Annotated in this window: 25 protein-coding genes; 17 read left to right on the top strand and 8 right to left on the bottom strand. The window is 75.3% G+C overall.

Annotation, left to right across the window (positions count from 1 at the left end; all coding sequences use genetic code 11):
- Positions 1–104: 104 nt before the first annotated feature.
- The 6 genes from MCM47_RS26715 to MCM47_RS26695 all read left to right on the top strand — a co-directional run bounded on the left by MCM47_RS26715 (position 105) and on the right by MCM47_RS26695 (position 3,837).
- Positions 105–461, top strand: a complete 357-nt coding sequence (locus MCM47_RS26715; protein WP_238864255.1) for a PRC-barrel domain-containing protein — start codon at positions 105–107, stop codon at positions 459–461.
- Between the two features lie 216 nt (positions 462–677).
- A complete protein-coding gene (locus MCM47_RS26710; RefSeq protein ID WP_238864254.1) occupies positions 678–944 on the top strand; it encodes a metal-sensitive transcriptional regulator in 267 nt (88 codons plus the stop codon).
- A 223-nt stretch (positions 945–1,167) separates the two neighbouring features.
- Positions 1,168–2,496 carry a deoxyribodipyrimidine photo-lyase gene (locus tag MCM47_RS26705; protein ID WP_238864253.1) on the top strand — a complete coding sequence of 443 codons (1,329 nt, stop codon included), beginning with the start codon at positions 1,168–1,170 and terminating at the stop codon, positions 2,494–2,496.
- A 161-nt stretch (positions 2,497–2,657) separates the two neighbouring features.
- Positions 2,658–2,789 (top strand): hypothetical protein, encoded by a 132-nt coding sequence (locus tag MCM47_RS41895; protein ID WP_255752819.1) that lies wholly within the window; start codon positions 2,658–2,660, stop codon positions 2,787–2,789.
- 120 nt (positions 2,790–2,909) lie between these two features.
- A complete protein-coding gene (locus MCM47_RS26700; RefSeq protein ID WP_238864252.1) occupies positions 2,910–3,383 on the top strand; it encodes a VOC family protein in 474 nt (157 codons plus the stop codon).
- A 4-nt stretch (positions 3,384–3,387) separates the two neighbouring features.
- Positions 3,388–3,837, top strand: a complete 450-nt coding sequence (locus MCM47_RS26695; protein WP_238864251.1) for an SRPBCC domain-containing protein — start codon at positions 3,388–3,390, stop codon at positions 3,835–3,837.
- A 24-nt stretch (positions 3,838–3,861) separates the two neighbouring features.
- Here the strand turns inward: MCM47_RS26695 and MCM47_RS26690 are convergent, their stop codons facing one another.
- Positions 3,862–5,151, bottom strand: coding sequence for an aromatic acid exporter family protein (locus tag MCM47_RS26690; protein ID WP_238864250.1), 1,290 nt, complete (start codon positions 5,149–5,151; stop codon positions 3,862–3,864).
- A 93-nt stretch (positions 5,152–5,244) separates the two neighbouring features.
- Positions 5,245–5,985, bottom strand: coding sequence for a polyprenol monophosphomannose synthase (locus MCM47_RS26685; protein ID WP_238864249.1), 741 nt, complete (start codon positions 5,983–5,985; stop codon positions 5,245–5,247).
- 464 nt (positions 5,986–6,449) lie between these two features.
- Between MCM47_RS26685 and MCM47_RS26680 the strand changes: the two genes are divergently transcribed.
- On the top strand, positions 6,450–8,333 hold the full coding sequence (locus tag MCM47_RS26680; RefSeq protein WP_238864389.1) for an amino acid transporter: 1,884 nt from the start codon (positions 6,450–6,452) through the stop codon (positions 8,331–8,333).
- A 54-nt stretch (positions 8,334–8,387) separates the two neighbouring features.
- Here the strand turns inward: MCM47_RS26680 and MCM47_RS26675 are convergent, their stop codons facing one another.
- Positions 8,388–8,657, bottom strand: coding sequence for a GlsB/YeaQ/YmgE family stress response membrane protein (locus tag MCM47_RS26675; protein ID WP_238864248.1), 270 nt, complete (start codon positions 8,655–8,657; stop codon positions 8,388–8,390).
- 208 nt (positions 8,658–8,865) lie between these two features.
- Between MCM47_RS26675 and MCM47_RS26670 the strand changes: the two genes are divergently transcribed.
- From MCM47_RS26670 to MCM47_RS26650, 5 genes are all read left to right on the top strand, one after another.
- The gene (locus MCM47_RS26670) at positions 8,866–10,314 is read left to right on the top strand and encodes a WGR domain-containing protein (protein ID WP_238864247.1); all 1,449 of its coding nucleotides are present in this window, start codon (positions 8,866–8,868) and stop codon (positions 10,312–10,314) included.
- 142 nt (positions 10,315–10,456) lie between these two features.
- A complete protein-coding gene (locus tag MCM47_RS26665) occupies positions 10,457–10,825 on the top strand; it encodes a hypothetical protein (RefSeq protein WP_238864246.1) in 369 nt (122 codons plus the stop codon).
- A gap of 265 nt (positions 10,826–11,090) precedes the next feature.
- Positions 11,091–11,561: a hypothetical protein gene (locus tag MCM47_RS26660; protein ID WP_238864245.1), complete on the top strand. Its 471-nt coding sequence runs from the start codon at positions 11,091–11,093 to the stop codon at positions 11,559–11,561.
- Between the two features lie 69 nt (positions 11,562–11,630).
- Positions 11,631–13,748, top strand: coding sequence for an MMPL family transporter (locus MCM47_RS26655; RefSeq protein WP_238864244.1), 2,118 nt, complete (start codon positions 11,631–11,633; stop codon positions 13,746–13,748).
- A 99-nt stretch (positions 13,749–13,847) separates the two neighbouring features.
- Positions 13,848–14,387, top strand: coding sequence for a MarR family winged helix-turn-helix transcriptional regulator (locus MCM47_RS26650; RefSeq protein WP_238864243.1), 540 nt, complete (start codon positions 13,848–13,850; stop codon positions 14,385–14,387).
- A gap of 22 nt (positions 14,388–14,409) precedes the next feature.
- Here MCM47_RS26650 and MCM47_RS26645 read toward each other — a convergent pair whose 3' ends face one another.
- Positions 14,410–15,114 (bottom strand): TetR/AcrR family transcriptional regulator, encoded by a 705-nt coding sequence (locus MCM47_RS26645; RefSeq protein ID WP_238864242.1) that lies wholly within the window; start codon positions 15,112–15,114, stop codon positions 14,410–14,412.
- Positions 15,115–15,341: 227 nt separating this feature from the next.
- Here MCM47_RS26645 and MCM47_RS26640 point away from each other — a divergent pair, with 227 nt between their 5' ends.
- Positions 15,342–16,526 (top strand): FAD-dependent monooxygenase, encoded by a 1,185-nt coding sequence (locus MCM47_RS26640; RefSeq protein WP_238864241.1) that lies wholly within the window; start codon positions 15,342–15,344, stop codon positions 16,524–16,526.
- Between the two features lie 114 nt (positions 16,527–16,640).
- Here MCM47_RS26640 and MCM47_RS26635 read toward each other — a convergent pair whose 3' ends face one another.
- Entirely contained in the window at positions 16,641–18,551 is a 1,911-nt protein-coding gene (locus MCM47_RS26635) for a hypothetical protein (protein WP_238864240.1), read from the bottom strand.
- 63 nt (positions 18,552–18,614) lie between these two features.
- On the bottom strand, positions 18,615–20,147 hold the full coding sequence (locus MCM47_RS26630; protein ID WP_238864239.1) for an SDR family oxidoreductase: 1,533 nt from the start codon (positions 20,145–20,147) through the stop codon (positions 18,615–18,617).
- Positions 20,148–20,518: 371 nt separating this feature from the next.
- Here MCM47_RS26630 and MCM47_RS26625 point away from each other — a divergent pair, with 371 nt between their 5' ends.
- Both MCM47_RS26625 and MCM47_RS26620 read left to right on the top strand, forming a co-directional pair.
- A complete protein-coding gene (locus MCM47_RS26625) occupies positions 20,519–21,169 on the top strand; it encodes a CBS domain-containing protein (protein ID WP_238864388.1) in 651 nt (216 codons plus the stop codon).
- Positions 21,170–21,347: 178 nt separating this feature from the next.
- Positions 21,348–21,998: a beta-glucanase gene (locus tag MCM47_RS26620; protein WP_238864238.1), complete on the top strand. Its 651-nt coding sequence runs from the start codon at positions 21,348–21,350 to the stop codon at positions 21,996–21,998.
- A gap of 79 nt (positions 21,999–22,077) precedes the next feature.
- On the opposite strand, the gene MCM47_RS26615 is transcribed toward MCM47_RS26620, so the two are convergent.
- Positions 22,078–22,449, bottom strand: coding sequence for a hypothetical protein (locus tag MCM47_RS26615; RefSeq protein WP_238864237.1), 372 nt, complete (start codon positions 22,447–22,449; stop codon positions 22,078–22,080).
- Between the two features lie 166 nt (positions 22,450–22,615).
- Here MCM47_RS26615 and MCM47_RS26610 point away from each other — a divergent pair, with 166 nt between their 5' ends.
- On the top strand, positions 22,616–23,059 hold the full coding sequence (locus MCM47_RS26610; protein WP_238864236.1) for an SHOCT domain-containing protein: 444 nt from the start codon (positions 22,616–22,618) through the stop codon (positions 23,057–23,059).
- A 160-nt stretch (positions 23,060–23,219) separates the two neighbouring features.
- Here the strand turns inward: MCM47_RS26610 and MCM47_RS26605 are convergent, their stop codons facing one another.
- A complete protein-coding gene (locus tag MCM47_RS26605; RefSeq protein ID WP_238864235.1) occupies positions 23,220–23,630 on the bottom strand; it encodes an organic hydroperoxide resistance protein in 411 nt (136 codons plus the stop codon).
- A gap of 137 nt (positions 23,631–23,767) precedes the next feature.
- On the opposite strand from MCM47_RS26605, the gene MCM47_RS26600 reads away from it, so the two are divergent.
- Positions 23,768–24,331 carry a MarR family winged helix-turn-helix transcriptional regulator gene (locus MCM47_RS26600; RefSeq protein ID WP_238864234.1) on the top strand — a complete coding sequence of 188 codons (564 nt, stop codon included), beginning with the start codon at positions 23,768–23,770 and terminating at the stop codon, positions 24,329–24,331.
- Positions 24,332–24,461: the final 130 nt, after the last annotated feature.

Below are 24,461 nucleotides of genomic sequence, written 5' to 3'. Positions count from 1 at the left end.
GACCGGATCTTCAGGCGGACGGCCCGCCGGGCGGACCGGCCCGGGCCGTTGCAGGATGGAGGTTCCCGGAGACCTCCGGAACCGGCCGGCGATGGGAGGCCGCGATGATCGGCTCGGCGGACATCAGGGAGTGGCGCGGCCACGCCGTGGTCGACGAGAAGGACCGCCGGATCGGCACGCTCGAATCCGTCTACGTGGAGACCGCGAGCGACCTGCCGTTCTTCGCCACCGTCACGGTCGGCCTGCCGTCCCGGCGCCGGCTGGTCTTCGTGCCCCTGGACCACGCCGTCCTCGGGCCGGGGTACGTGCGGGTGGCGTACCCGAAGAGCATGGTCAAACAGGCGCCCTCGATCGGTACGGACGACGTCCTGCCGGCGGAGGACGAGCCGGCGGTCTTCGCGCACTACTCGCTGGACTACACCCCCGGCGCGGGTGGGGAGCGCCGCCTGGCCAGGCGCTGACCGGCCCGCCCCCTCGACATCCGGTGCACGCCCCGCCCGTCCCCCTCGACATCCCGTCCAGCGCTCGCCCCGTGCGGCGCTCGCCCCGTCCGTCACGGCTCCGGCCATCGCTCGCCCGGGCACCGCGGCTCTGCCCGGGTGCATGGGGACCGGACCGGCGCCGATACCCCACGGGGTACACTGGCCACCGGTCCGAGCAGCGGAAGGCGGCCAGAGATGCAGGTGGACGAGGAAGCGGTCGGTGCGATCCTGAACCGGCTCCGCCGCGCCCAGGGGCAGTTGGCGGGCGTGATCGCGATGATCGAGGCGGGCCGCGACTGCAAGGACGTGGTGACCCAGCTCGCGGCCGTGTCGCGGGCGCTGGACCGGGCCGGCTTCAAGATCGTGGCCAGCGGGATGCGCCAGTGCATGGCGGCCGCCGACGAGAACGGCGCGCCGATGAGCGAGGCCGAGCTGGAGAAGCTCTTCCTCACCCTGGCCTGAACCGGAGCGCGGCCGGCCCGAGCCGGAGCGCGGCCGACCCTGGGGACGGCCGGCCTGAACCGGCTGGCGGTCGGCCGGGAGCGGCGGTCGGCCGGCAGGAGCGGCCGCGACGGGCACCGTCCGCACCGACGCCCGCCCCGGCGCGTCGGCTCGCCCGGCCGCGGCCCGGGTGGGAGGCTCGCATGCCTGCCACGTCCCCTCCACCCCACCGGGCCCGCCACCGATGACCGTCTCCATCGCCCTGTTCACCCAGGACCTGCGGCTGCACGACAACCCCGTGCTCCGCGCCGCCGGCGCCGCCGCCGACGAGGTCGTGCCGCTCTTCGTGCTCGACCCGGACGTCACCGCCGCCGGTTTCGCCGCGCCCAACCGCGTCGCCTTCCTCGCGGACTGCCTCGCCGACCTGGACGCCCGGCTGCGCCCGCTCGGCGGCCGGCTGGTCCTGCGCCACGGACCGGCCGCCGCCGCGGTCGCCAGGCTCGCCGACGAGACCGGTGCCGCCTCGGTGCACGTCGCCGGCGGGGTGAGTGCCTTCGCCCACCGTCGCGAACAGGCCCTGCGCGCCCGTCTCGGCGCCCGCCTGCACGTCCACGACGGCGCGCTCACCGTGGTCGTGCCCGGCGCCCTCGCCCCCGCCGGCAAGGACCACTACGCCGTCTTCACCCCGTACTTCCGCTCGTGGCAGCAGGCTCCGCGCCGCACCGTCCACGGCCCGCCCCGGGCGCTGCGCACCCCCGAGGGCATCGCGAGCGAGCCGCTGCCCACCGCCACGCCCGAGTCGCCGGGCCTGCCGCCCGGCGGTGAGCGTGCCGGGCGCCGGCGCTGGCAGCGTTACGACCTGGACCGGTACGCCGAGCTGCACGACGACCTCGCCGCCGACGGGACGTCACGCCTTTCGCCGTACCTGCACTTCGGCTGCCTCTCCGCGGCCGAGCTGGTCGCCTCCGCCGAACGGCGCGGCGGCGGCGGGGCGGAGGCGTTCGTCCGGCAGCTGGCCTGGCGCGACTTCCACCACCAGGTGCTCGCTGCCCGCCCGGACGCCGCGCACCACGACTACCGGTCCAAGGGCGACCGCTGGCTCTCCGACACCGCGGAGGCCGAGGCCTGGCGGGCGGGCCGGACCGGGTTCCCCCTGGTGGACGCCGGGATGCGCCAACTCGCCCACGAAGGCTGGATGCACAACCGGGCCCGGCTGGTCACCGCCTCCTTCCTGACCAAGACGCTCTACCAGGACTGGCGTCCGGGGGCCCGGCACTTCCTGCGACTGCTGGTGGACGGGGATCTGGCCAACAACCAGCTGAACTGGCAGTGGGTGGCCGGGACGGGCACCGACACCCGGCCGAACCGCGTCCTCAACCCCCTCGCCCAGGCCGACCGGCTCGACCCGGACGGCGCCTACGTCCGCCGCTGGGTGCCCGAACTGGCCGCGCTGCCCGGCCGGTCCGTGCACCGGCCCTGGCGCCGGCACCGCCCGCCGGCCGACTACCCGGCGCCGCTGGTGGACCCGGAGGCCGTCGCCGCCCGGCTCCGGCAGGGCCGCGGCCTCGACTGAACCGCCCCGCTCCCCCGTGCCCCTCCTGTCGACGGCTCGGGTTCGAGGGGCCGACGTGGACGTGGACCGGAAGACCGGCAAGGTCACCTGCACCATGACCAACGACGGCACGGTCGCGTTCCCGTACAAGGGACGGCCGGGACGGCCGGATCGACATCGGGGTGCCGATCGTGACGGCCGGCAAGCAGGTGAACGTGCTCTGGCCGCTGGACGGTCAGGGCCGCTACGACGTCGTGGTGACGGCCGGCACCGGCCGGCGCTCCGCCCGGCGCTATGCGGGCCGGGTGCACTGACGGAGCCTCGCGGCGGCCGGCGGAGACCCCCGGCCGCCCCCGGCCGGCCGGGGGCGCCGAACCGGTGACCCCCGGCCGTGGCTCGGCCGCCCGGCCGGGGGCCGCGGCTACCGTCGGGCCATGCAGAAGATCACCACCTTCCTCTGGTACGACGACCGGGCCGAAGAGGCCGCCCGCCTCTACACCTCGCTCTTCCCCGACTCCCGCATCACCGGGACCACCCGCTACGGCGACGTCGGCCCCGGGGAGCCGGGCACCGTGATGACCGTCGAGTTCGAGCTCGCCGGCCAGCGCTACACCGCCCTCAACGGCGGCCCGGTGTTCCACTTCACCGAGGCCGTCTCGCTCCAGGTCGACTGCGCCGACCAGGCGGAGGTGGACCGGCTCTGGGCGGGGCTCGTGGCGGACGGCGGCGAGGAGAGCCGGTGCGGCTGGCTGAAGGACCGCTTCGGCCTCTCCTGGCAGATCGTCCCGCGCGTACTGACCGAGCTGATCTCCGGCCCGGACCGCGCCAAGGCCGACCGCGTCATGGCGGCGATGCTGCAGATGCGGAAGATCGAGATCCAGCCGCTCCTCGACGCGGCGCGGGGGTGACGCCGTGACCGTCCCGGCCGTCCGCCACACCGTCTACCTGCACGCCACGCCCGAGCACGTCTGGCACGCCCTCACCAACGCGGACGAGTCCGGCGTCTACTGGGGCCACCGCAACGTCTCCACCTGGCTACCCGGCGCCGCCTGGGAGCACCGCCGCACAGACGACTCCGGCATCGCCGACGTGGTCGGCACCGTCGTGGAGGTGGAGCGCCCGCACCGGCTGGTCACCACCTGGGCCGGCCCGGATGAGCACCGCCCGGGCGGCCCCTCCCGGGTGACCTTCCGGCTCCAGGGCCACCGCGACCTCACCCGGCTCGTCGTCACCCACGAGAACCTCGCCGACGAGCGCGAGCAGGCCGAGGCCGAGGCAGGCTGGTCGGCGGTCCTGTCGAACCTCAAGACCTACCTGGAGACCGGCCGCCCGCTCCCGCAGGAGCCCTGGCTGATGCCGTGACCCGCCGCCGCCCGGGGCCCGGCCTCAGGGCTGCCCGGCCCGGTCGCCCGCCGGCGGACGCTGCTCGCGCCGCCGCCGCCGGGCCGGCCGCAGCCGGTCGGCGCGCAGGCGCTCGCCGCGTGCCAGCCTGCGCAGCCAGGCGAAGCGGGAGAACCGCTCCCGGCTCGCCACCGCCGCCCGGTCCAGCTCCTCCATCAGCCGCCGGCCGCGGTGTTCGAGGTCCAGCTCGTCCAGGATCCGGTCCACCTCGGCGAGCAGCGAGCCGTGCAGTTGCCAGGCCTCCGGGTGCTCCTGGACCCGTTGCAGCAGCAGCTGGGCGACGTTCTCCCGGCTCGCCCAGGAGGCCGCCAGCTCGGCGGCGAGCCGCTGCTCGGCCTCCTCGGCGTTGCGGCTGACCGGGGTGGTGACCAGGACGGCGAAGCTCACCAGCGCCCCGCCGAGGTGCGCCAGCAGTTCCTCCAGCGCCACCGCCACGTCGACCGGGAAGAGCCGCTCGCCGGGCGCCCGCCGCTTGGCCAGATCGGTGATCGACCGGGCCAGGACCCGGATCACCACCACGCAGATCTCCAGGGTGTCCAGGCCGGTGCGCAGCACCAGCCGGGAGAGCAGGCCCTCACTGATCCGGGGGTTGAGCCGCAGGCTGTCCTCGGCCTGCCGCAGTGCGGCGTCGACGTCGGCGATCGCCTGGTCGAGCCGGCGGGCCTCGTGCAGCCGCTCGGCCGCGCGCTCCACCGGGGTGGGCCGCCCCAGCTCCTCGCCGATGCCCAGCAGCAGGTGGCGGGCGCGCCGGGCGAGGTCCTCGATCGACTCACCGGCGGTGTCGAGCCAGACCGGCGGGGCGAAGACCAGGTTGAACAGCAGCCCGACGACGGCCCCGATGAGCGTCTCCAGCACCCGGTCCCAGGCCTGCGAGGTCACCTGGGAGACCCCCAGGATGAGCATGGCGCTGATCGCCACCTCCTGGACGAACTCGTCCACCCGGACGAACCGGCCGATGGTCAGCGAGGCCAGGATGATCAGCCCGAGGCTCCACCAGGAGAGGCCCACCACCGAGCTGAAGCCGATCGCGATCAGGACCCCGACCACCACCGAGTTGACCCGGCGGATGCTGGTGGTCAGCGTCGAGTAGACGGTCACCTGGACCACCAGCAGGGCCGTCAGCGGCGCGGTGAGCGGCGCCGGTTCACTGCTCAGCTGGGTGGCCACCGCGTAGGACAGGGTGGCGGCGACGGTCGCCCGGATCGAATAGACGACGAAGGGCTCGCGGGCACCGCGGCGCACCACGGTGGCGACGGACTCCCGGGAAAGGGCCATGAGGCCGTTCTTCCCCGTGACGGCCCCGCACACCGCCGATCCGGCCCACGGATACCCGAAAGAGCCGTTCCGGCCGACCGGCGCGGGCGGCTGCTACGACTGCTTGCGGTGCCCGAGCCGCAGCTTCCAGGGGGCCATCGCCGACTCCACCTGCACGCCGAGGCTCATCTTGGAGGCGCCCTTGACCCGCTCCTCGAAGCGGATCGGCACCTCGCGGATGGTCAGCCCGCGCGTGACGACGCGGTAGTTGAGCTCGACCTGGAACGAGTAGCCGTTGCTGGTGACCGACGGCAGGTCGATCGCCCGCAGCGTCTGCGCCCGCCAGGCCTTGAACCCGGCGGTGGCGTCCCGGACGCCCAGGCCGAGGATGGTGTTGACGTAGAAGTTGGCCCAGGCGGAGAGCGCCTTGCGGTGCCACGGCCACTCCTCGGCGGTGGAGCCGCCCGCCACGTACCGGGAGCCGAGCACCACGGCGGTGTCGTCGGCCAGCAGGGTCTCCACCATGAGCGGGAGCACCGAGGCCGGGTGCGAGAGGTCCGCATCCATCTGGACGACGACGTCGGCGCCGTCCTCGAGGGCCCGGGTCATGCCGGCGACGTACGCGCGCCCGAGGCCGTCCTTCTCGGTGCGGTGCAGCACGCCGACGGTGCCGGGGGAGTCCGCGGCGAGCTTGTCGGCGACCTCGCCGGTGCCGTCGGGGGAGTTGTCGTCGACCACCAGCAGGTGCAGACCGGGCATCCGGAGGTCCGCGAGCAGGCCCGCGAGGACCGGGAGGTTCTCCCGCTCGTTGTACGTGGGCACGACGACGACGACCTTCGGGGAGGCCTCGACCATGTTCTGTCCCTCGGTTGATCCACGGCCGGTGCCGCGCCCCTGGCGCCCGCTCCCGACCGGACGTTTGTCCACTCCGGTCGGGCGAGTCTAGCCGGGGTGGTGCGTGCCCGTTCCCACCACCCGCGGCTCCCGGCCGTCACCCCTGCTCAGGCCGGGTGAGCGCCGAGCGGGGGACGCGGCCGGGGCGCGCCCTCGGCGTTGCGCGGCAGCGGAGCTCCGGTCACATAGCCTGACGGGACGGTCCGTCCGGCGACCGGTGGCCGGTGTGCGCGGACCGTTGGCCGGCGCGTCGGAGCCGACGGCCGGTGGCCGGCCGGGCCGGTGGGTCGGGAGCCGCGCGCGGTGGGCGGCCGGAGTCGTGGACAGGAGTGCAGGTGAGCTCGTCAGCTTCGGCCGATCCGGGGGCGGCGCCGTCGGCGCGGGGCGGGAGGTTCCGCGCGTGGCTGCTCGAAGGCCTCTCCGACATGGCGAAGCAGCATCCGGGCCCGCACGCCCAGACGCCGGTCGAGCACAAGGGCGCCCGGTGGTGGCGGGTGATGTGCCTGACCGGTCTGGACTACTTCTCCACGCTCGGCTACCAGCCGGGCATCGCCGCCCTGGCGGCCGGTCTGCTCTCCCCCGTCGCGACCATCGTGCTGGTGCTGGTGACCCTGCTCGGCGCGTTGCCGGTGTACCGCCGGGTGGCCAAGGAGAGCCCGCACGGCGAGGGCTCGATCGCCATGCTGGAGCGGCTGCTGTCGTTCTGGCAGGGCAAGCTCTTCGTGCTGACGCTGCTCGGCTTCGCCGCCACCGACTTCATGATCACCATCACCCTCTCGGCCGCCGACGCCACCGCGCACCTGGTGGAGAATCCGCACCTGAGCAGCGCGCTGACCGACAAGGAGGTGCTGATCACGCTCGTCCTGATCGCCCTGCTCGGCGGCGTGTTCCTCAAGGGCTTCAGCGAGGCGATCGGGCTGGCGGTCTTCCTGGTGGCCGTCTACCTCGCGCTGAACGTGATCGTGGTGGTGAACGGGCTCTGGCACGTCCTGGAGTCCCCGCACCTGATCACGGACTGGGCGGACGCGCTGACCGCCGAGCACGGCAACGCGATCGCGATGATCGGGGTCGCCCTGATCACCTTCCCCAAGCTGGCCCTGGGCCTGTCCGGCTTCGAGACCGGTGTCGCCGTCATGCCGCACATCGAGGGCGACCCGGACGACACCGAGGAGAAGCCCACCGGCCGCATCCGCGGTGCCCGCAAGCTGCTCACCACCGCGGCGCTGATCATGAGCGTCTTCCTGATCACCACCAGCTTCATCACCACCCTGTTGATCCCCCCGGCGGCGTTCGAGCCCGGTGGGGCGGCGAACGGCCGCGCGCTCGCGTACCTGGCCCACGAGAACCTGGGCAGCGCCTTCGGCAGCGTCTACGACCTCTCGACCATCCTGATCCTCTGGTTCGCCGGCGCCTCGGCGATGGCCGGCCTGCTCAACCTGATGCCCCGCTACCTGCCCCGCTACGGCATGGCCCCGCACTGGGCCCGGGCGGTCCGCCCCACCGTGCTGGTGCTCACCGCGATCGCCTTCCTGGTGACGTGGATCTTCGACGCCAGCGTCGACGCCCAGGGCGGTGCGTACGCCACCGGTGTGCTGGTCCTGATCAGCTCCGCCGCCATCGCGGTGACCATCGCCGCCCACAAGGCCCGCGAGCGCAACTGGACCGTCGGCTTCGCCGTGATCGCGGCGGTCTTCCTCTACACCACCGCGGTCAACATCGCCGAGCGGCCGGACGGTGTGAAGATCGGTGCCTGCTTCATCGCCGGCATCATCCTGCTGTCGCTGGCCTCCCGGCTCAAGCGCGCCTTCGAGCTGCGGGTGACCGACGTCGAGCTGGACATGGTCGCCGAGCGCTTCGTCCGCGACTACACCCACCGCCCCATCCGGCTGATCGCCAACGAGCCGAACGGCCGCGACCTCGCCGAGTACCAGGAGAAGAGCCGGCAGATCCGCACCGACAACGACATCCCGCCCGAGGACGACCTGGTCTTCGTCGAGGTGACGGTCCGCGACCCGTCCGAGTTCGAGGCGGTGCTCAGCGTCCACGGCGAGGTGCTGCACGACCGCTACCGGGTCCTGACGCTGGAGCACTCCAGCGTGCCGAACGCGCTGGCCGCACTGCTGCTCGAAGTGCGCGACCTGACCGGGCAGCAGCCGCACATCTACTTCGAGTGGACCGAGGGCAACCCGTTCGCCCAGTTCTTCCGGTTCTTCCTGCTCGGGCAGGGCGAGGTGGCCCCGGTCACCCGCGAGGTGCTGCGGGAGGCCGAGCCCGACCGGGACCGTCGCCCCCGCGTCCACGTCGCCTGACGCCGCTGCCGGCCCGCCGGCAGGCTCCTGGGCGCCGGACGGCGGCCCAGGGCCCTAGCGTCGGGAGCGGGACCTCGTCCAGGCCGGGGCGACGAGGGCGACCAGGGCGACGGCGAAGCCCAACTGGAGCAGGTGGCGGATCCAGTCGATGCCGCTGGTGTGCCGTACCCCGATCCACCCGGCCACGGCGTTGCCGAGCAGGGCGCCCCCGGCGCCGAGCAGCATGGTCAGCCACCAGGGGATCGCCTGCGGGCCGCGCAGGAGCAGCCTGGCCAGCACGCCCAGCACGAAGCCGATGAGCAGAATCCACAGGAGCTGGAACATCGTATTCCCGCCTTTCGAGGGGTGTTGTCCCATGATTCTCCTGTTTGTCCGCCCGGGCACGTCGGCCGCCGGACCGGGCCGGGCGGGCCGGCGCACCGTCGGAGCGGGGGGCACCGGACGCGCTGTCAGTCCCTGGGCATAGCTTCTGCGGTGTCGCCGGGCACGCCGCCCGCACCGACTCCCGCCGAGCGCCCGGAAGGGGCCCCGCATGCCTGTCGCCGCCGACGAGCAGACCACCTACCTGGAGCTGTCCGAGGACACCGGCAGCGCCCACAAGTTCTACGAGGTCCGGGTCGCCGGCGTGGACGTGACGATCACCTACGGGCGGATCGGCGAGGGCGGCCAGGCGAAGACCACCAGCTACCCGTCGCCGGAGAAGGCCGCCGCCGCGGCCGCCAAGAAGATCGGGGAGAAGGTCCGCAAGGGCTACGCCCCGGCCGTGCGCGGGGTGCGGCAGCGCCGCGCGGTGACCCGCCGGGCGATCACCAGCAGCCGCTCGACCGCCCGCCAGGCCCCCGTGCTCTGGCGGTTCCGCTCCGGCGCCGCGGCCTTCGGCATCTTCGTCGGCGAGGAGCACGCCTGGGTGGGCAACGAGCGCGGCGACGTCTACACGCTCACCCACGACGGGCAGGTCACCGGCCGCTACGGCCTGCCGGACGGCGTGAAGTGCATCGTCGCCGACGACTGGTGGATCTACGCCGGCTGCGACGACGGCAAGGTGTACGACCTCGGCGGCAAGGTGCCGCGGGTCGCGTACGAGATCGCCGCCGACGTCGACATCTACTGGCTGGACATCCACGACGGCGTGCTCGGCGTCGCCGACGCCCGCGGCGGGATCACCACCGTCGACCACGAGGACGAGTTCCAGTGGCGGGGCAAGGCCGCGGGGACCGACGGCTGGATGGTCCGCTGCGACGAGGACGGCGTCTACCACGGTCACTCGCGCGGGGTGGCGCGCTACGCCGCGCGCGGCGGCGAGCCGCTGTGGCACACCCGGACCGACGGCGACGTGCTGTTCGGCTGGCAGGAGCGCGACGAGGTGTTCGCCGCGACCTCGCGCGGCTCGGTGCACCGGCTGCGCAAGGCCGACGGCTCGGAGACGGCCCGCTACCGCTGCGACGCCTCCGTGTTCTCGTGTGCCGCCTCGCCCGACGGCCGCTACGTCTTCGCCGGCGACAACCACTCCTCGGTGTACTGCTTCGCGGCGGACGGCACCCGGCTCTGGAAGCTCGGCACCGGCTGCGGCTCCGCGTACAGCATGCAGTACCGCGACGGCCGGCTGTACCTGGTGACCACCGACGGCTCGTTGGTCTGCCTGGACGCGAGCGAGGAGGCGGTGCGGGCGGCCGAGGAGGGCCGGGTGCCGCAGGCCGCCGAGGTGGACGGCAGCGGCTGGACGGCGGCGGTGGCCGGTGCCGAGGTCGAGTCGGTGGTCGCCGGATCGGCGGCGGCCGCGGGCGGCATCGAGGTCGAGTGCGTGGCGGAGGGCGGCCGGTTGCGCGTCCGCGTGGTGTCGCCCGGCTTCGACCCGGCCCGCCGGGTGCAGTTCCCGAAGGACATCCGCGAGCCCGGCGCCCGCTACCTGGTGGCCGAGGTGCTGGAGTCCGGTTCCGGGGCCTTCTACCGGGCCCGCGGCGACATCAAGCGCCTGCTCTAGGCCTGTGACACACCGGGCGCCGCCTGTCAACGGCGTCAATCGCGTCGGGGACCGGACCGGAAAGCCACTGTCCGTGTCCGGTCACCCGCCGATAGGAATATGCCAGGTGCGGACGGACCGCGCCGACGAGAGGAGCCGCTCCGTGTCCCGTCTCCGTGCCGCAGCCCTGACCCTGGGCGCCGCTGCCGCCGCACTGACGCTGTCCATGACCACCGCGCACGCCGCGCCCGGTGACACGGTGAACATGTGCGGGAGCTCGCTCACCCCCAGCGGCTACGTCGACGTGCAGTGGTGGAACAGCGCCGGCTGCGGGTCGGGCACCTTCACCCCCAACAGCAAGAAGATCATGCAGCTCACCGGCTACCCGGTCGGCACCGTGGTCAACGCCTGCGCCTCGACCTGGCCGCCGGCCGGCTGGGTGCAGGTCAGCGAGTTCTACAGCTCCGGCTGTAACTACTCGGCGGTGCCGAGCTTCGGCAAGAACAGCTGGCAGCTGAAGCGCGTCTCCTGACGCCGTTCCGGCCGGTCCCGCCGACCTGCGCCGGTCCACTGCCCCTGGCCGGTCCCGCTGGTCCCACCCGCCCCGCGGCCCCCGGTCCTCGGGAGCCGCGGGGCGCAGCGGGCCGTCAGGCCGCCCGGAAGGGCCACCGCCGGACGTGTCGGCCCGCGCCGGGCCGTCCGGTCGTCCATGATGGGCCCACCGTGCGGGCCGCGGGGGAGGCGCCCCCGCGGCCCGCACCGGGGAGTGACCCCGCCGACCCGAGGAGAGCCGCGCCGTGAACGTGCGTCTGCTGCGCCTGACCGGAGCCGTCACCGCCGTCTACGGGCTCGCCGTCGCCCGCCGCCCGGGGCTGCTGGCCCGCCCGTCCGGGATCAGCGCGCCGGACGGGTCGGTCCCCGCGGACGTGGCCGCCTGCCTGCGCCCGCTGGCGTTCCGGGACGCCGCCTGCGGTCTCGCCATGGTCCTGGCCCCGGACGCTTCGGCGCTGCGGACCGCCACCCTGGTGCGGATCGCCTCCGACCTGGGTGACGCCACGCTGCTCGCCACCGCGCTGCCGAAGCGGCGGCACCGCACGATGGCCGTGGCGGTCTCGATCGGGTGGGCCGCGCTCTCCGCGGCCGGCCTGCTGGCGCGCCCTCCGGCGCACGCCGGGCGCGCAGCGTACGGGCCCGAGCGGCAGGGGCCCCCGCGCCGCCGCCCGAGGGGCACCGGCCCGCGGCGCGCCGCCGGAAAACTCAGCCGGTGAAGTATCTCGACGATTGAGAGATAGGATGCGGCGAACCGTCACCGGCCCCGCCACGAAGGGCGCTCCACGATGCTCACCGGCAGCCCCACCGCCCGGCGCCGAGCCCGGCTGCTGATCCCGCTCGCCCTGCTGGTGGCCTGGCTCGGCCTCGGCGGTGCCTTCGGCCCGTACGCGGGACGGCTCTCCGAGGTCGCCACCAACGACCGGGCCGCGTTCCTGCCGCGAAGCGCCGAGTCGACCGAGGTCGCCCGGCTGGGCGAGGAGTTCCAGGCCCCCGCCACCCTGCCCGTGATCGTGGTCTGGGAGAGCCGCACCGGCGCCGTCGAGGCCGCGCAGCGCTCCGCCGCCGAGGGCGCGCTGCGCGCCGCCGCGACCGTCCCCGGCGCCACCGGACGGGTCTCGCCCGCCCTGCCCGCCGCTGACGGCCGAGCCCTCCAGGGCGTCGTCCAGCTCCGCTCCGACCTCGGGCGGCAGACCGGCGACAGCGTCCGGGCCGTGCGCGCCCTGGCCGAGCAGGTGCCGGACGCCGAGGTCGGGCTGGCCGGCCCGGCCGCCGTCGCGGCCGACCTGGGTCGGGCGTTCGCCGGCATCGACGGTCTGTTGCTCGGCGTCGCCCTCGGCGTGGTGCTGCTGATCCTGCTCGCCGTCTACCGCAGCGTACTGCTCCCGCTGCTGGTGATCCTCGGCGCGGTCTTCGCCCTCGCCACCGCCTGCGCCCTGGTCTACCTGCTCGCCGACCACGGCCTGGTCCGGGTGGACGGCCAGGTCCAGGGCCTGCTCTCGATCCTGGTGATCGGCGCCGCCACCGACTACGGCCTGCTGCTCTCCGCCCGGTTCCGCGAGGAACTGCACCTGCACGGAGACCGGTTCGCCGCGATGCGCACCGCCTGGCGCCGGTCGGTGGAGCCGATCGCGGCCTCCGGTGCCACCGTCGCCCTGGGCTTGCTCGTCCTGCTGCTCTCCGACCTCACCAACAACCGGGCGCTCGGGCCGGTCGGTGCGATCGGGATCGGCTGCGCCGTGGTCTCGGCGCTCACCTTCCTGCCGGCCGCCCTCACCCTGTTCGGCCGCACCGCCTACTGGCCGGCCCGCCCCGCCGCCGACGGGCGGGCGCCGGTGCACGCCGTGTGGCAGCGGGTGGCCGCGCTGGTCGGCCGCCGGCCCCGGACGACCTGGGCGGCGAGCCTCGCGGTGCTGGCCGCGCTCGCCGCCTTCGCCCCGACGCTCGACTCCGGCGGCGTCCCGCAGTCCGAACTCTTCGTCAAACCGCAGCCCTCGGCGACCGGCCAGCGGATGCTCTCGGCGCACTTCGCCGGCGGCGCCGGCAACCCGGCGGTGGTGCTCGCCGCGGCCGACCGCGCCGAGGCGGTGGCCGCCGCGGCCGCCGTGCCCGGGACGGCCGGCGTCCGGCCCTACACCGGCGGGGCGCCGGGGGCCGCGCCGAGGACGGTCGACGGGCGGGTCCGGCTCGACGTCACGCTCGCCGACCCGGCCGACAGCGACGAGGCCATCGCCACCGTCCGGCGGCTGCGGGAGGCCGTGCACGCCGTACCGGACGGGGACGCGCTGGTCGGCGGGTACACGGCGCAGCAGTACGACACCCGGGTCACGGCGGAGCGTGACCGGTCGCTGATCATGCCGGCGGTGCTGCTCTGCGTCCTCGCCGTGCTGGTGCTGCTGCTGCGCTCGCTGCTGGCCCCGCTGCTGCTCGCCGCCACCGTCGCGCTCTCCTACCTGGCCACGCTCGGCGTCAGCGCGGTGGTCTTCCCGCACGTCCTCGGCTTCACCGCCACCGACCCCTCGGTGCCGCTGTACGGATTCGTCTTCCTGGTCGCGCTGGGGGTGGACTACAACATCTTCCTGATGACGCGGGTCCGGGAGGAGGCGCTGCGGGTCGGCACCCGGGAGGGCGTGTTGCGGGGGCTGACCGCGACGGGCGGCGTGATCACCTCGGCCGGGGTGGTGCTCGCCGCGACGTTCGCCGCGCTGAGCGTGATCCCGCTGGCCTTCCTGGCGCAGATCGCCTTCATCGTCGCCTTCGGCGTGCTGCTGGACACCCTGCTGGTGCGCTCGCTGCTGGTGCCGGCGCTGGTCCGCGACCTGGGCGACCGGGTCTGGTGGCCGGCCCGGGTGCGGCCGGCGGTGGAGCGGGCGGCCGTCCCGGAGCAGGTGGGCGAGCGGGTCTGACGGTCCGCCGGTCGGTGGGGGCCGACGAGGTGGGGCCGGTGCGGCGGGCGGCCGATAGGCTGATCGGGTAAACGCCGTACGCGACCGGAGCGGATCACCTTGTCGGAGCAGGAGCCGAGGACCACCCCGCCCGCCGTGCCCGCCCCGGCCGGCGCGCCCGCCCCGGCCGACCCGGCGGTGTCGGACGCACCGGCGCTCGGCCGGCTGCTCCAGGACCTCGCCTCCGAGCTCAACCTGCTCGGCCACGGTTTCGCCGCCGCCAGCGGCCTGCACGCCACCGACGTCCAGGCGCTGCTGGCCGTCATGCGGGCGACCCGCGATCCGGACGGCGGCCAGGGCGGGATCACCCCCGGCCGGCTGCGCGAGGAGCTGGCCCTGACCTCGGGGGCGGTCACCGCCGTGCTCGACCGGCTGGAGCGGGCCGGGCACATCCGCCGCACCCGGGACGCCGCCGACCGCCGCCAGGTCCACGTCCACCACCTCCCGGGCGCCGGACGGATGGCCGCCGAGTGGTTCGCTCCGGTGGCGCGGCGCACCGAGACCGTGCGCGGCGAGTTCACCCCCGCCGAGCTGGCCGCCGTGGCGCGCTTCCTCGGCCGGATGACCGACGAGCTGGAGTCCCTGCGCCACACGCGCTGAGCCCGGGCCCCGGCGGTCCCGTTCAGCTCCCCGCGTGCCGGCTCCGGCGGGCGATCAGGGCGTCCAGCCCGTCCAGGATGCGCTCCAGGCCGAACTCGAGCGCCTCGTTCCGCCCGCCCTCGACGGCCGCCTCCCGGGTGGCGGCGGCCAGGGCCGGGAAGCGGTCCGCATGCTCCTGGAGCAGGCCGCCGAGGGCGGCCAGCAGCTCCGACTCCGGCTCGCCCCCCGGCCCCGCCGCGCGGGACTGCTCGGCGATGCTGCGGACGTGGCCGGCGAGCAGGACGGCGGCGTCCATCCGCTCGGGCCCGGTCAGCCCGGTGCCGTCCAGCGCGGCCACCACCCGCTCCAGCCAGGCGAGTTCCCGGGGACCCATCAGCCGGGGGCCCACGGTGGCGTCCAGCAGCCAGGGGTGGGCGGCGAACGCGGCCGTCAGGCGGTTCGACCAGTCGAGGAGTCGACCGCGCCACCCGGACGGCTCGACCGGTGTCCCCGGTCCGGCGGGCTCGCCGACCGCCGCCTCCACCATCAGGGCGACCAGCTCGGCCTTGCCGGGCAGATAGCGGTAGAGCGACATCTTGGTGTAGTCCAGCAGCCCGGCCACCCGCTGCATCGAGACGGCGCCGAGCCCCTCCGCGTCCGCGATCTCGATGCCCGCCCAGGCGATCCGGTCCAGGGTGAGGGCCGGCTTCGGGCCGCGGGTGGGTTTCGGTGGTGGGCCCCAGAGCAACCGTGCCGTCGCACCCGCCCCGGCGCCGGGTCCCTGGCCCGGTCCGCCGCTCGGTCCGCCTCCGGCTCCGCTCCCCGAGGTGCCGCCGCGTCCGCTGCCAGATGCACTGCTCAATCCCGCTCCCCGCGTCCCGTCTTGTCGAACCGTCGAACTGTGTCTACCGTACACAGCAATGATCGGTGTCCGCCGGACACAGTTTTTTGGATTCCATCGAACGGAGCATCCCCGTGGGCACGAAGGTCCTCATCTCCGGCGCGAGCATCGCCGGCCCCGCACTGGCCCACTGGCTGGCCCGGTACGGATTCGAACCCACCGTCGTCGAGCTGGCGCCCGCCCTGCGCGGCGGCGGCCAGGCGGTCGACTTCCGCGGTGCGACCCACCGCACCGTGCTGGAGCGGATGGGTGTGCTCGACGAACTGGGGGCGATCGCCACCGGCGGTACCTCGATGAGCTTCGTCGACCGGCAGGGTCGCCGACGGCTCCACCTGCCGGCCGACTTCGCCGGCGGCGAGCTGGAGGTGCCCCGCGGCGAACTGGCCCAGGTGCTGTACCGGCACAGCCTGCCCGGTGCGGAGTACGTCTTCGGCGACTCGATCACCGCGCTGGAGCAGACGCCCACCGGCGTCCGGGCCGAGTTCCGGCACGGCTCGCCCCGGGTGTTCGACCTGGTGATCGGCGCGGACGGCCTCCACTCCAACGTCCGCGCACTGGCGTTCGGCCCCGAGCGGCACTACGTCCGCCACCTCGGCTACTACGCGGCCACCTGGCAGCTGCCCAACTACCTCGACCTGCCGCCCGGTTCGGTCGGACTGAACGTCCCGGGCCGGCTCGCCGCGATCGGCGGCGACCACCGGGACCGCTCCAGGGCCGGTGCCTTCCTGCTGTTCGCCGCCCCCGAACTCGACTACGACCGGCACGACACCGGGCAGCAGAAGGAGTTGATCCGCAAGTCCTTCGCCGGACTCGGCTGGGAGGTGCCCCGGCTGCTGGCGAGCCTCGACGACGCCCCCGAGCTCTACTTCGACTCGATCAGCCGGGCCGACGTCCCCGCCTGGTCCACCGGACGGATCGCCCTCGTCGGGGACGCCGCCTGCGGCGCCACCATCGGCGGCATGGGCACCGGCACCGCGGTGGTCGCCGCCTACGTCCTGGCCGGCGAGCTCGCCCGGTCCCGCGGCGACCACCGGGCCGCCTTCACCCGCTACGAGAACGCCGTCCGCGGCTACGCCGAGGGGTGCCAGAAGGGCGGCGACCGCACCGGTCCCTTCCTCGCGCCCGGCACGGCGGCCGGACTGCGGCTGCGTAACGCCCTGCTGGGGCGGAGCTGGATCCTGAACCGGATGCTGGAGCTGGGCAAGAAGGTCAGCACGATGGAGCTGACCGACTACCCGGCCGACCTGACCGCCCGTTGACCGGTCCAGAGCGGGGGCCGGTCCCCGGAGCCGGACGGTCCCGGGAGCCGGACGGTCCCGGGAGTCGGATGGTCTCCGGAACCGGCCGGTTCCCGGAGCCGGCCGGGGCGCGGGTCAGCGGAGCGGGGCGATCCGGGTGCCGCCTTCGAGCACGCCCTCGACCGTGACGGCGGCCCGGGCCGGGCGCTCGACGGCGAGGGTGTGGTCGGGCGCCGGGCGGTCGGCCGTCCAGTCGGGCCCCTTGACGCCGATCCGGGCGACCCGCCGGCTGCCCGCCGCCAGCAGGAACTCGGTGCCCTGCGGGGAGCGCCACCACGTCCAGCCGACGGTGTCCTGCTCGAACCGGCTGCAGGCCCGCCCCGGGCCGCCGCCGGTGCGCTGCGGCCCGCGCGCCCCGGGCAGCAGGACGGCGGTGGCCGCACTGCCCTCGCCGTCCCAGCGGTCGGCCCGCAGGCACACCCAGGACGCCGCACCCGCGTTCTGCGGCAGCTGCTGGACGGCGAACGTCCAGAGGTCGAGCTGTTTGACCCCCGGCGAGGAGTCCGGCACCGCGCAGCCGCCCCGCGCCCAGGCCTGCAGCGCGTCCGGACCGGCGGCCTCGCGCGGCTCCCGGGCGGGCCGGGCGCGGTCCGGCGGCGGCGTGTAGGTGAGGTGGGCCGGGACCAGCCCGCCGAGATCGGCCAGCAGGAAGACGTGCTTCTCGGCGATGGCCGGCGAGGAGCGCAGCTGCAGCACCGCGGCGCTCCGGCAGTCGGCGAGCGGCCCAGGGGAGGCGGTGGTCGCGGGCGCCGCCGCCGCGGCGGTCACCCCGTCCGTCCGCTCCAGCGGTCTGCCGGGCGCGTCGGGCTGGTCCGAGCGCCGCAGGTCGGCGGCCTCGATCCACGGCGCGAGCAGGTACCGGGCGGAGGTGCCCTGACGGCGCAGCACCACCGCGGCGGCCGTGGTGACGTCCGCGTCGTCGGCCCGGGCGAGGTCCAGGCCGCCACCGCGCCCGTCGGTGTAGCGGGCGAGCCGACCGCCGTCGTACAGCACCACCACGGCGGCGCCGTCGACCGTACCGGCGAAGAGCAGGTGCGGCGCGCCCTGCGGCGGGGCGGTGTCGGTGCCCGGCTCGGCCCGGGTCTGGGGGCCGGGCTGCGCCCAGGCGGCCAGGGCGCGTCCGAGCAGTGCGGGGTCGTCCCGGCGGTCGCCCCGGGCGGGCCAGGCGGAGAAGTCCATCCGCGCGGTGTGCTGCCACCGGTCGGCCGGGGTGCGGACCACCCGCCCCGGATCGGGCGCCGTGCCGCTCGGTGGGACGGACCGGGGGCGGGCGGCGGCCGTACCACCCCCGCCGGCGCCGGAGCCCGCGCCGGCCAGGACGGCGGCGGAGGTGGTGAGGGCGAGCGCGGCGACCCCCAGCGAGACGCCCCAGGCCCGGCGACGGCGCAGCAGGTCCGTGGGCTGGACGCGGACGGCGCACGGGTCGAAGGCCGGCCGCCCCGGCTCCGATCCGGCGCGCAGCCGCTCGGCCCGCTCGACCGCCGGGTCGGGCTCGGCCGCACCGGCCTGGCGCAGCGCCCCGGCGGCCTGAACCGGCGTCAGCCCGTCCACGGCGAGCAGGGCGAACGCCGCGCGGGCGGGCGCGTCGAGGCCGGCCAGTTCGCGGTCCAGCGCCGCGTCCTCCTCACCGCCGCCGGGGGTGAACAGCCGCAGTCCCCAGACCCGGGGCGCGAGCAGGCGCTCGCCCGGCCGCGGCCGCAGCGCGGCTCGCAGCACCCGCTGCCGCAGGGCGGCGTAGAGCGAGTCCTCGTCGGGCCCGACGGGCTCGGCCAGCAGGTCCCGCAGGGTCCAGCGTGACGGCAGCGCCCGCTGGACGGCGGCGTGTGCGGCGAGCACCCGGCCGTGGCGGTCCCGGTCGGCCGGCAGCGCCAGGTACGCCAGCCGGACCAGCCGCCGGTAGTGGCGGACCAGTGCCGCCTCGGCCTCCGCGACCGGCCGCCCGACCGTGCCCCGCAGCGGTGTTCCCGCGTCTATCCGTCCTGCCAACGCTTCCTCCGCCGGGCCGTCCGTGGTGCCGTGTGTGTCGTGGTGGACGGTCCAACGAGTCGATCATGTGATGGTTGCGCCGCGTGGGGCGGCCTCCTGCCGGGCCGCTTCCGCGCGTTCGGCGATCCGCCGGGCCATGCCCCCGAACACCGCCGCGTGGAACGGCGCGATCGACCACCAGTAGGCGTGCCCGGCCAGCCCGTGCGGGTGGAACAGGGCCCGCTGGCGGTAGCGGCTCCCGCCGTCGCCGTCCGGGCCCACCGAGAGCTCCAGCCAGGCGAGGCCGGGCAGCCGCATCTCGGCGCGCAGCCGCAGCAGCCGGCCCCGCTCGATCTCCTCCACCCTCCAGAAGTCCAGCGAGTCGCCGATCCGCAGCCGGGCCGGGTCGCGGCGGCCCCGGCGCAGGCCGACCCCGCCCGCCAGCCGGTCGAGCAGGCCGCGCAGCGTCCAGGCGAGCGGGAACGAGTACCAGCCGTTCTCGCCGCCGATGCCCTCCACCACCCGCCAGAGCTCCGCCGGCGGGGCGCCCACGCGGCGCTCCCGCACGTCCTGGTAGAGGCTCCCGCCGGCCCAGTCGGGGTCGGTGGGCAGCGGATCGCTCGGCGCGCCCGGGACTGAGGCGGAGGACCAGCGGGTGGTCACGTCGGCGTCCCTGATCCGGTGCAGGGCCAGCTCCACGGCCCGGTCGAAGCCGGTGAGCCCGCCGGGCGGGTCGGGCACGTACCGGGCGATGTCGTGCTCGCCGCAGACCACCTCGTGCCGCAGCGACTCCACCAGCGGCCGGGCCAGCCGGTTCGGCACCGGCGTGACCAGCCCGACCCAGAGGCTGGAGAGCCTGGGGGTGAGCACCGGAACCGGCAGGATCACCCGGTGCGGCAGCCCGGCGACGGCGGCGTACCGCTGCATCATCTCCCGGTAGGTGAGGACCTCGGGGCCGCCGAGGTCGAAGGCCCGGTTCACCTCCGGCGGCAGGAGCGCGGCGCCGGTGAGGTGGCGCAGCACGTCGTGGACGGCGATCGGCTGGATCCGGGTGCCCACCCAGCTCGGGGTGACCATCACGGGCAGCCGCTCGGTCAGGTAGCGGAGCATCTCGAAGGAGGCCGAGCCGGAGCCGATGATCACGGCGGCTCGCAGCTCGGCCGTGGGCACACCGCAGGAGCGCAGCACCCGGCCGACCTCGGCGCGCGAGCGCAGGTGCGGGGAGAGCTCGTGCGGCGGCACACCGCGGGGGAGCAGCCCGCCGAGGTAGACGATCCGGCGGACGCCCGCGCGTGCGGCCGCCTCGCCGAAGGCCCGGGCGGCGGCACGGTCGGTCTCCTCGAAGTCGCGGCCGGTGCCCAGCGAGTGCACCAGGTAGTACGCGACGTCGATGCCGGCGAAGGCCCCGGGCAGCGTGTCGGGGCGGGTGACGTCCCCCCGGGCCGCCTCGACCCGGGCGCGCCACGCGTGGTCGCGCAGCCGCCCCGGGTCGCGGACCAGGCAGCGCACCGAGTGGCCGGCGGCGAGCAGCTCGGGGACGAGCCGGCCGCCGAGGTAGCCGGTGGCGCCGGTGACCAGGCAGCGCAGCGGGTGAGCGGGGGCGGTCGGTGCGGTCATGGCGGCTCCAACGCCTCGGGGCGGTGGTGACGGGGACGGCGCGAAGTGATGCGGTCCGGGGGTACCGGTCTCTCCGAGCAGCTTCTCCCCGACGGGTGCGGGCCGCCACAGCACGGGCGGGCGGCGGTGCGCGCCGGGCTTCCCGCCGGCGGTGAACCGCGTGTCCGGCGGTGAGCGGGAGATTCGCCGGCGGTGAGCGGGAGGTTCGGCGTCAGGGGCCGTTGGTCCCGGGTTTTCAGCCCCTTGGCCCCTGGCGGTCCCCCGCCGCCAGGGGCGATGCTCCAGGTACCGCGGCCGGACGACGGTCGTCCGGCCGACATCGCTCGCGGACGAGGTGAACCGGCGTGCGGCATGCCAGCGTCGAATCAGTGATGACCAGCCCCGTGGTCGGGGTCGCGCCCGAGACCGGCTTCCGGGAGATCGTCGCCCTGTTGGCCGAGTACGACATCACCGGGGTGCCGGTGGTCGACAGCGAGGGCCGGCCGCTCGGCATCGTCTCGGAGGCGGACCTCCTGCTCACCCTGGCGGCCCAGGAGGACCCGGGCAGCCTGCTGCCGGCCCCGGAACTGACCCGCACGGGGCCGGGCGGAGCCGTCACCGCGGCGGACCTGATGACCGGCCCGCCCGTCTGCACCACCCCCGGCACCAGCGTGGTCGCGGCGGCGCGGCTGATGGCCCGGCACGGCGTGAAGCGGCTGCCGGTGCTGGACGAGGACGGCCGGGTCGTCGCCATGGTCAGCCGGGGCGACCTGCTGCGCGTGTTCCTGCGCGAGGACCGGGTGATCCGCCGCGAGATCGTCGAGGAGGTGCTCGGCCGGATCGAGGGGGTCAGCCCGGCCGAGGTGGGGGTGGAGGTGGACCACGGTCGCGTGGTGCTCAGCGGCACCGTCCCGGAGCCGTACCTCGTCCCGATCGTGCTGAACCTCTGCCGCTCGGTCGACGGCGTCGTCTCGGTCACCGACCGGCTCGCCAGCCTCCACGGCTTCGGCGGAGCCGGCGCCGAGGTGGCCGGGATCGGCTGACGGCCGCCGCGGCCCGGCCGTCCCCGGCCGCTCCCCGGCCGCCTCCCCGGCCCGGACCTTCACGGCCGCCACGGATCCGGACGGTCCGCTTCGCATAGTGCGGAGCGTACCGGGTAAGTCACCCTGTGTGTCCGCCGGTGGAGGGCCGGCGGCGCGCAGGGGCACCGGGGAGGCGGCCGTGGCAGTCGTGTTCGACGCGGACTTCACTTCGACCAGGCAGTGGACGGCGGGGCGCAGCAGCGCCTATCCCCGGATGGGGCCGACCAACCGCGGCGACCACAAACTCGACTACCTCAGTCGCGCGTACTGCCCCGGCGGCGTCTTCGCCGCCACCCGGCGCCGCGGCAGCGACCTGTGGACCTGCAACCTGCTCACCACCGAGGGCAGCCCGGAGGGATTCCAGGTCCGCACCGGGGACGTGCTCGGCGCCGAGGTCACGCTCCCGGTCGAGCTCGGGGCCTGGCCCGCGATCTGGACGTGGCGCGACGGCGGCAACGAGGTGGACGTCTTCGAGTACCACCCCGACAACCCGGACCTGCTGGAGATCTCCAACCACGTCCGCGGCGGTTACCGCTACTGGCACGGGGCCGAGGCCGGTATAGCCCCGGGCGCGACCTTCGCGATGCGCACGGTGTTCGGCGCCCAGTCCGTGGACTGGTTCGTCGACGACACGCTGATCCACGCCGACCGGCGCGGCGTCGGCCCGGACTGGCACGCCTATCTGATCGTCAACCTGTCCGTCTCCGACGGCACCTACCACGCCCGGCCGCCCGTGCTCGGGCCGCCCCGGCTCAGCTGGGTCTGCCGCGCGCTCTGGGTCGAGCGCTGAGAGCGACCGCCCGGGACGGCGGACCGGGACGCCGGACCGGGACGGCGGCGGGCCTGGGCCGCCACCTTCCGGGCCCGGCTCAGGAGTCGGGAGGCAGCGTCGCGGTGATCAGGCCGCGCGGGCCGGTGCGCTGGAACCAGACCACCCGGCGGTGCGGACCGATGTACGCGGGGTGGGTCACGTACAGGTCGTTGCGCGGGGCCCGCTCGTTTCCGGGGGCGAGCGCCGCGTCGACGGCATCGGCGGCGATGGCGCGCAGCAGTGCGTGCGCGGTGGTGGCGGCTGCGGACGGGGCGATGGCCAGGGCCGTGAGCTCGTCCCAGAGCCGGGTCGAGACGTAGGAGATCGGCGAGTAGCCGAGGGCCGGGTGCAGGCGCCCGTCCTCGTAGCGGCGGAGCACTCCGGTCGCGACGAGCCGCTCGGGGTCGTCGATCGGCGGGTGTCGGTCCATGGTCAGTAACGCTACCCCCGGTGGGTCGCCCGGCGGGCCGGGAGGTCGGTTCCGGGCATTCTCAGACAATCCTCACGCTCGTCCGGTCGGTTCCGGGCGCACGATGGGTGGGTGGGGGCCGGTCGCCTCGGCGGCTCCGGTCCCGGGCCGGCAGAGGAGGTCCGCGATGTATCACTGGAACGGGCACGGGCACAGCCACGGCTTGAGCGGCTGGGGGATGGGTCTGCTGGCGCTCGGGATGCTGCTGCTCCTGGCGGTGCTGGTGCTGGCCGGGATCGCGTTGGTCCGCCACCTCTCGCGGACGTCGCGGCCCGTCGCGCCGGCTCCGTGGGGGCCGGCCGGATCGGGCGGTGCCGCTGGTGCCGGGGGAGCGGTGGCGCCGGTGGGACCGGGCGGGCCGGTCAGGGCCGCCCCGCCGACGGCCGAACAGTTGCTGGCCGAGCGGTTCGCGCGGGGGGAGATCGACGCGGAGGAGTACCGGCACCGGCTCGACGTCCTCCGATCGGTGGGTGGAGCCGGCGGTCCGGGTGGCGCTGCTCCGGCCGGGCCTGGTCCTGCCGGGCCGGGCCCGGGTGCGGGCGGAGCGGGCGGCGGCGGGCCGGCCGGCTAGCGGAGCGCTCGTGCCCACCGCCGTCCGAGCCGTCCGAGCCGTCCGAGCCGTCCGAGTCGGACGAAGCGGCCGGGACGGCCCCGAACGGGCGAAGGGCCCGCCGCGCGGGGTGCGCGGGGGCCCTTCGCCCGCCCGGGTGGAGCAGGTGGGTCGGTCGGTGTCACTCGACGACGAGCTCCACCGGGATGTTGCCGCGGGTGGCGCGGGAGTAGGGGCAGACCTCGTGGGCCTGCTTGACCAGCAGCTGGCCGCTCTCGCCCGCGAGGGAGTCGGGCAGCTCCACGCGCAGGACCACACCCAGGCCGAAGCCGGCGCCGTCCTTGCCGATGGAGACCTCGGCCGTGACCGAGACGTCGCTGGTGTCGACCCGGGCCTGCCGGCCGACCAGGCCCAGGGCGCTCGCGAAGCAGGCCGCGTAGCCGGCGGCGAACAGCTGCTCGGGGTTGGTGCCCTGCCCGTTGCCGCCGAGGGCGGGCGGCATCGCCAGGGCGAGGTCCAGCTGTCCGTCGGAGCTGACAGCGCGGCCCTCCCGGCCGTTCGCGGTGGCCACTGCGGTGTAGAGCGCGTCCATGGGTCCGTTCCCTTCCGTCCTGCGTCGGTCGTGCTTCTGTCCTCGGCGGCCTGATCGGGCCGCCGTACGGGGATAAGTAGAGCACGCAATTCAATTGCGCACAACTGAATGGCGTGTGTGGTCGGTACGATAGGGGCATGGCCACGCCCCCCGAGACCGACGACACGTTCCGCGACCCCGGCGGGTTCCGCGACGTGCGCGAGCTCCGCAACGCGCACGAGCTCCGCGATGCGGACGAGTTCCGTGATGCCGAGCTGCTCCGCCTCGACCAGCAGATCTGCTTCTCGCTGAACGCCGCCTCGCGCGCGTTCGGCGGCGTCTACCGGGTGCTGCTCAAGGGCCTGGGGCTCACCTACCCGCAGTACCTGGTGATGCTGGTGCTCTGGGAGCACGGCGAGCTGCCGGTGAAGCGGATCGGCGAACTCCTGCGGCTGGACTCGGGCACGCTCTCCCCGCTGCTCAAGCGGCTGGAGGCGGCCGGCCTCGTCCACCGGGAGCGCAGCCCCGCGGACGAGCGGTCGGTCACGGTCAGCCTCACCGACGCCGGGCTGGCCCTGCGCGACCGTGCCGGTCAGGTGCCCCGCCGCCTCCTCGCCGCGACCAGCCTCCCCGTCGAGGACCTCGGTGCACTGCGGGCCCTGCTGGACCGTCTGACGGGTGCGCTCGACGCGGCGGTCCTGGCGGCCGGCGCCGACGGCTGACCTCCCTCGTTTCCTCGGGCGGGCGTCCGGTCTCCGGTCCGGAGCCGTCCCTGGGGCTGTGGAACGGCCCGCCTCCCGAACGTCTCGGGGGGCGGGCCGCCGTCGTCCCAGGACTCCCGCCGGGTCGGGG

The sequence above is a fragment of the Kitasatospora sp. A2-31 genome (assembly GCF_022288725.1).
In the GTDB taxonomy this organism is placed as follows: Bacteria; Actinomycetota; Actinomycetes; order Streptomycetales; family Streptomycetaceae; genus Kitasatospora.
Note: the sequence above shows the minus strand (reverse complement) of the source record. Positions and strands in the feature narration are given on the sequence as shown.

Bases quoted from the DNA above. Each gene is read 5' to 3' on its own strand.
- MCM47_RS26685 (WP_238864249.1), bottom strand. From the start codon at position 5,985: ATGGTCGAGGCCTCCCCGAAGGTCGTCGTCGTCGTGCCCACGTACAAC.
- MCM47_RS26605 (WP_238864235.1), bottom strand. From the start codon at position 23,630: ATGGACGCGCTCTACACCGCAGTGGCCACCGCGAACGGCCGGGAGGGC.
- MCM47_RS26705 (WP_238864253.1), top strand. From the start codon at position 1,168: ATGACCGTCTCCATCGCCCTGTTCACCCAGGACCTGCGGCTGCACGAC.
- MCM47_RS26700 (WP_238864252.1), top strand. From the start codon at position 2,910: ATGCAGAAGATCACCACCTTCCTCTGGTACGACGACCGGGCCGAAGAG.
- MCM47_RS26670 (WP_238864247.1), top strand. From the start codon at position 8,866: ATGCCTGTCGCCGCCGACGAGCAGACCACCTACCTGGAGCTGTCCGAG.
- MCM47_RS26615 (WP_238864237.1), bottom strand. From the start codon at position 22,449: ATGGACCGACACCCGCCGATCGACGACCCCGAGCGGCTCGTCGCGACC.
- MCM47_RS26715 (WP_238864255.1), top strand. From the start codon at position 105: ATGATCGGCTCGGCGGACATCAGGGAGTGGCGCGGCCACGCCGTGGTC.
- MCM47_RS26630 (WP_238864239.1), bottom strand. From the start codon at position 20,147: ATGACCGCACCGACCGCCCCCGCTCACCCGCTGCGCTGCCTGGTCACC.
- MCM47_RS26610 (WP_238864236.1), top strand. From the start codon at position 22,616: ATGTATCACTGGAACGGGCACGGGCACAGCCACGGCTTGAGCGGCTGG.
- MCM47_RS26690 (WP_238864250.1), bottom strand. From the start codon at position 5,151: ATGGCCCTTTCCCGGGAGTCCGTCGCCACCGTGGTGCGCCGCGGTGCC.
- MCM47_RS26655 (WP_238864244.1), top strand. From the start codon at position 11,631: ATGCTCACCGGCAGCCCCACCGCCCGGCGCCGAGCCCGGCTGCTGATC.
- MCM47_RS26600 (WP_238864234.1), top strand. From the start codon at position 23,768: ATGGCCACGCCCCCCGAGACCGACGACACGTTCCGCGACCCCGGCGGG.
- MCM47_RS26625 (WP_238864388.1), top strand. From the start codon at position 20,519: ATGACCAGCCCCGTGGTCGGGGTCGCGCCCGAGACCGGCTTCCGGGAG.
- MCM47_RS26675 (WP_238864248.1), bottom strand. From the start codon at position 8,657: ATGTTCCAGCTCCTGTGGATTCTGCTCATCGGCTTCGTGCTGGGCGTG.
- MCM47_RS26680 (WP_238864389.1), top strand. From the start codon at position 6,450: ATGGCGAAGCAGCATCCGGGCCCGCACGCCCAGACGCCGGTCGAGCAC.
- MCM47_RS26710 (WP_238864254.1), top strand. From the start codon at position 678: ATGCAGGTGGACGAGGAAGCGGTCGGTGCGATCCTGAACCGGCTCCGC.